Raw genomic sequence first — 5,225 nt, 5'->3', positions numbered from 1 at the left:
ATAGAATGTATATGGAAGAGAAAAGAATATAAAGGATAGGTATTTTATAAATTTTGAAATCGGAAAACATAAAGATTCCTCCGTCTTTAGCAAAGTCGCTTCTATCATATTACTATATCCGTAATTTTTATCGAGATTAAATGCAAAAAATTTTAACCTAAATTTGTATTTTACCCGCATATTCTACTCTTTCTTTTTTACTAAACAAAAATATTTATCGGAGACGGAAGAAGAGCAGCAGATGTATCGGGAAGAAAATCCGGATTGGGTGGCAACCTGGGACCCTGACTGGGGCGATCGCATGACGGAGCTTGTGTTCATTGACGTGGGCATGAACCAGGCGGCGTTCGGATGAAAGACAATGGAGGGCATCCTGTGTGTGCAGGATGCTTTTTCTTTTATGAAAAAGAATCATTATTATTTAATTGTATGCATACAGTGATCAAGAAAAGGAGGGACAAACCATGATGCGTAGTGAAAGCTGGCAATTTGATGTGGGAAGATTTGCGCAGGGGATGATTCTACTCAACTTCGCTCTGTTTTTGTACAAGGTTATAAAAACCGGGGAAATCAATCGGCTGGTGGCGCCGTCCTTTGTTTTTTTAACGGTAGGAATGATGGTGCTGATATGCTTGATGACCGTATATGCTTTCGTTACTTGTCTGCATCGTAACGGAGAAGAGAGTAGATGCGACTGCTGCGATCGCCCGCTTCGTTCGCCGCTGCGCCTATCCTGGCTGCTGCTCATGGTGCCTTCTGTGCTGGGCATCTGTTTTCCGGTTTCATCGCTGGGCACTTCTATGCTGGATACGGCGCGACACACGGTTCCACAAGAGAAAGATCGTGTGCCGTCTGCTGTTACGCCACCTTTGTTTGATAATCGCCTGCTCTCTTTGTCGCAGTCCCACTCATCGGAAAAGGCGGCCGAACTCTCGCTTCTGGATATGCAGGAGCATTTTTATGATAAGAAGGAACAGTATATAAAACGACCATACAGGCTGACGGGCATTGTCTACCATCCGCCCGGCTGGCCGTCCGAACGGATTATCCTGATGCGCTTTGCGATCTCCTGTTGCGCCGCCGACGCGATTCCGATTGGTGTAATTGCCGAAAGCCCGGTTATGGCACGATTGAAAGACAATACATGGGTGAATGTGCAGGGCGGGCTGAACGTACGGCAGATGCCGGGAGCAGACGCACTTGTGCCGTTGAATTGGACGTACGGTCAGGTGGTGCAGCCGGTTCTGACAGCGTCGCAGGTTGAAGTGATTCCAGAGCCTGCTGAACCATATCTTTCGGTGCCGGTAATCGACCTGACCGGAGGTGAAAGCTAACGTGTGGCAGAATGCGCAAACCGTTTTCTTATCCATTCTTCTTGAATCGCTTCCGTTTGTTTTGGCGGGAGTACTGGTTTCATCTGTTATTCAAAGCATGGTATCGCAGGAGACATTTTTGCGCATGATACCAAAGCGCAAAACGCTGGCCGTCGTTTATGCTTCGCTCTTGGGGCTTGTACTGCCGGTATGCGACTGCGGCGCAGTGCCGGTGGCACGGAGTTTAATGCAGAAGGGAGTACCGGTTTCGGCGGCGATGGCATTCGTGCTTGCGGCACCAGCGATAAATCCGCTGACGATGGTAGCGACCTATGTGGCGTTTGGCGGCAGCACCGTAATGATGGGATTACGCACCGTGGCGGCCCTAAGTATCGCAGTCCTGGTGGGCTGGCTGTTCCTCTGGTTGCGAATCGAGAAGGTTAAGCCATTTCCGCTGGCACCTGTCGCGCTGTCTGCCACCGTTCCGACTTCTGGTACCCGATTTTTTTTAATAGCAGGTGTTCTTGGTCATGCATTGAGGGAATTGTTTGAGGTTGGCGTGTTCATTGTTGCGGGTGCAGCGGTGGCCGCCGCTATTCAAGTATGGTTTCCCGCATCCATACTGAGTGCGGTAGGGCAGCATCCCATAGGCTCGGTAGGGGGAATGATGGGACTCGGTATTTTGTTTTCGCTATGTGCTCAGGCTGATGCGTTCGTCGCCCGTTCTCTGGCCGGAGTAAGCACAGTGGGCGGCGTTTTTGGTTTTCTGGTGATTGGGCAGATGATTGATATTCGTAATTTTTTGCTGCTGCCGCGCGCATTTCATCGAAAAGTAGTAATCCTGACATTCTTTGTTACTTTTGTGCTTACTCTTTTACTTGGAGTGATGGTGAATTACACGGATCTTTCGACTACATGAATTAGGGAGAAACAAAAACGGAGCGATCTTCTGCTCCGTTTTTGTTTTGAACTCGCTGTTCAAGTGACCAAACGGTCCGGTTGTTTTTTATACGTAAGAAAATAATAATCGTATGGATTCTTTTCGTCTTTGATGCCTTTTTGCTTGGAGACGAGTTTCCATTCTGTTATATCGATCTCAGGGAAGTAGACGTCACCTTCAAAGCTTGCTTCGATTATGGTTAGATGAAGCGTGTCGACATACGGCAAAAACAATTTGATAATCTGGGCGCCGCCGATCACGTCAATCGGTTCCCCTTTAAAGCGCGTAAGCACTTCGTCTACAGAATGCAGGACCACGCATTCTTCCGCCCTATAATCCGGATTTTGCGTAAGCACTACGTTTGTGCGGCCCGGCAGCGGATGACCGATGGCCTCATGCGTTTTTCTGCCCATCACGATGACATGCCCCATTGTGAGGTTCTTAAAATGTTTCAGGTCGGCCGGCAGATGCCAGGGAAGCCGGTTCTCTTTGCCGATGACCCGGTTCCTATCCATTGCGACGACGATGGAAATCATGAGAACGTCTCCTTAAAGCTGGTTATTGGCCGGACGAGAGCGGTTTGCCGCTGTCGTTCCATAGCCATTCCTCCAAGATTTTTGCGGTGCGAGGTGCCATACCGTCTCCGTATTCAACAGGGTATACGGTTTGAACGATAAAGTACCTGCCCGCATGTTTGCCGAGCAGCAGGCGATGAGAGTACCCCTGTTCTGTATACGCGTATGCTCTGATGGCCCACGGCGTATCTTTGATCTGCTGCTCATGCTCCGCTTTGTATCCGTACGTTTGAATGAAGGACACCATGTCTTCTTCGTTTTGCGAATGATTGGCCGGGAAGTATACGTTCATGAACGCTTTATCGTTACGGTATCCGTTGAAGTTTACGATAAACTGTACGGAGTCACCTTCACCGGAACTGGCCTTCTCCGCAATCATGTCGGACGGATAATACGTGGTGAACGGCCAGTTTTGCTCTTTGAACAGCTTCAGCGTAATTTTCTCCGGCATGCCTTCAATATAAATGATGCCATCTTTCACGGCCGGACGGCTCTGTCCATTCCCGCCGGAAAGCGGTGGCAGCAGCGCCGGATCGGACGGTTCTGCCGGGCGGGCTTTCAACGTCGACAATCCCCGCTCTTTGGCCGTTTTCAAAAGCTGTACCGCCTCTGCGCGAGTCAGCGGATCTTTGCCCCGGTACGCCTCAATACTTGTCTCCCCGGGAACTTTGCCGAAAGCCAGCTTTTTGCCCAGTACATACTGAATTGCATTGTTTCCCGAGTAGTGTACTCCGTCTGCTGCAGCGATCAGCTCGGCTACCTGCGTCCGGCTAATGGTGGTATGGCGTGCCTTCGTATTATGTAAGCCGGCGAGCGGGTAGCCGAGACTGTGCGCTTTTTTATAATACGGTTCGGTCCATTCTTTCCCCGTCATCTCGAGGTCTTGGACATACAGGCCTACCAGCATACGGAGAAATTCTGCTTCGGTGACCGTGCGGTTCGGTTTAAAAGTTCCGTCTCCATACCCGCTAATCACATGCATGCTGACTCCCCACGAGATTGCCCCGTTCTTCCAGGCCCAGTGGCCAGCAGGGACGTCAGTGAACGCGGGAGCGGCCGCTGCAGTTCCGCTTCCCGAGAGAAGCATAAGTGCGGCAGTGGCGGAGGCGACGGTTTGCGTAACACGTTTCTTAAGCATAAACAAGCTCCTTCCTGATCGATTTCCTATCTCTTAAGACGAAGGAAAAAGCAGGAAGGTTTCCGCTAATGCTGCAATTAGCCCTATCTGACTACGCGATTGCTGAACGTGTTAAGAAGCGGGCCTGCTTCGCAGGCGTACGGCAATCCAGAGAATGATGCTCGCACCCAGCAGTACGCCCAGTGCCAAGAGACCGTAGTCATGCACGGCGGTCCCGATTTTATCGATATAGCGGCCGAACGCACGGCCAACCATGAAGAACACAAGTGTCCAGGCGAAACCTACCGTATAGGAAAACAGCGCATAGCTCGCAAACGGCATACGTCCAATACCGACGAGGTAGGGTACAAGATGGCGAACGATCGGAAATGCATAGCTGATGCACAGCGAATAAGAACCGTACTTGTTGATTAGGTCGTATGATTTGGTTAAATATTTATCAATGTTTTTCTTCTTTTGCAGTTTATTCAGCACCGGCGGTCCCATTACACGCCCCAGGCCATAACCGATGGACAAGCCGGAGACCACGCCGAGATACGTAATAAGAAACGCAGGGATAGGATCGAGCAGGCCGAGCGCAGTCACGAATCCCCCGGTCATAACCACGACTTCATCTGGAATCGGCATGCCGACGATGCCGAGCCATAAACAAAAAAAGAGCGCGGCATAGCCGTACTGCCCGATAAGCCCAATTAATGTATCAACGTCCATATTATCCCCCATTATGTTTGATTTCTTTCCCCATTATAAAGAGTTTCCCATAAGATTAAAAGATTGCCGACAAATTGAGGAGCATGCAGCATAAGTGCAGGAAGCAAGTGCAATTAAATAATTTTTTGAAATAAATTTGAACAAAATGTGATAATCCCTAAAAAATGTGGGTAAGAATTAACTATTACTACATTTTTGTAAAGGGGTTTTCAAGTCATGAATTGGATTGCTAAGCAATGGCACAATGCATGGGCCAATTATTACGCATCCAAGATTGAGAGCCTGGACAGCAGTGAGGATCGGTACGATGCAGATGTACGTACGTATCATTCGAAAAAGTTTATTTCTCATTATGAAGCATTGTATGGAGCTGAACAGCAAAATCAGGCAAGCGACGAATCTATGCGCATCTTTTAATAAAGCCACCATAGCTTTTCAGACGCAACCCCGACATGAAAATGATGGGAAGGACGTCTGACTTTTGCGGTACGAAGGAAAATAGGGAAGAGAACGAGGAGATGATTTCAATGTGGAAAAAGGCGAACGCC

7 protein-coding genes are annotated in these 5,225 nt (G+C 49.1%); 4 read left to right on the top strand and 3 right to left on the bottom strand.

Annotated elements, in window-relative coordinates; translation table 11 throughout:
- Positions 1–241 precede the first annotated feature (241 nt).
- The 3 genes from ADA01nite_RS22475 to ADA01nite_RS21130 all read left to right on the top strand — a co-directional run bounded on the left by ADA01nite_RS22475 (position 242) and on the right by ADA01nite_RS21130 (position 2,232).
- Positions 242–355: a GTP-binding protein gene (locus tag ADA01nite_RS22475; RefSeq protein WP_146812414.1), complete on the top strand. Its 114-nt coding sequence runs from the start codon at positions 242–244 to the stop codon at positions 353–355.
- Positions 356–464: 109 nt separating this feature from the next.
- Positions 465–1,334, top strand: coding sequence for a TIGR03943 family putative permease subunit (locus ADA01nite_RS21135; RefSeq protein ID WP_146812413.1), 870 nt, complete (start codon positions 465–467; stop codon positions 1,332–1,334).
- 1 nt (position 1,335) lies between these two features.
- The gene (locus tag ADA01nite_RS21130) at positions 1,336–2,232 is read left to right on the top strand and encodes a permease (RefSeq protein ID WP_170230414.1); all 897 of its coding nucleotides are present in this window, start codon (positions 1,336–1,338) and stop codon (positions 2,230–2,232) included.
- A gap of 59 nt (positions 2,233–2,291) precedes the next feature.
- Here the strand turns inward: ADA01nite_RS21130 and ADA01nite_RS21125 are convergent, their stop codons facing one another.
- The 3 genes from ADA01nite_RS21125 to ADA01nite_RS21115 form a co-directional block, all read right to left on the bottom strand.
- A complete protein-coding gene (locus ADA01nite_RS21125) occupies positions 2,292–2,789 on the bottom strand; it encodes a dihydrofolate reductase (protein WP_146812411.1) in 498 nt (165 codons plus the stop codon).
- 22 nt (positions 2,790–2,811) lie between these two features.
- Positions 2,812–3,966, bottom strand: coding sequence for an S-layer homology domain-containing protein (locus ADA01nite_RS21120; RefSeq protein WP_146812410.1), 1,155 nt, complete (start codon positions 3,964–3,966; stop codon positions 2,812–2,814).
- 111 nt (positions 3,967–4,077) lie between these two features.
- Positions 4,078–4,677: a DedA family protein gene (locus ADA01nite_RS21115; RefSeq protein ID WP_146812409.1), complete on the bottom strand. Its 600-nt coding sequence runs from the start codon at positions 4,675–4,677 to the stop codon at positions 4,078–4,080.
- Positions 4,678–4,893: 216 nt separating this feature from the next.
- Here ADA01nite_RS21115 and ADA01nite_RS21110 point away from each other — a divergent pair, with 216 nt between their 5' ends.
- Positions 4,894–5,094 carry a hypothetical protein gene (locus ADA01nite_RS21110; RefSeq protein WP_146812408.1) on the top strand — a complete coding sequence of 67 codons (201 nt, stop codon included), beginning with the start codon at positions 4,894–4,896 and terminating at the stop codon, positions 5,092–5,094.
- Positions 5,095–5,225 lie beyond the last annotated feature (131 nt).

This window comes from Aneurinibacillus danicus (genome assembly GCF_007991215.1).
GTDB lineage: Bacteria > Bacillota > Bacilli > Aneurinibacillales > Aneurinibacillaceae > Aneurinibacillus > Aneurinibacillus danicus.
Note: the sequence above shows the minus strand (reverse complement) of the source record. Positions and strands in the feature narration are given on the sequence as shown.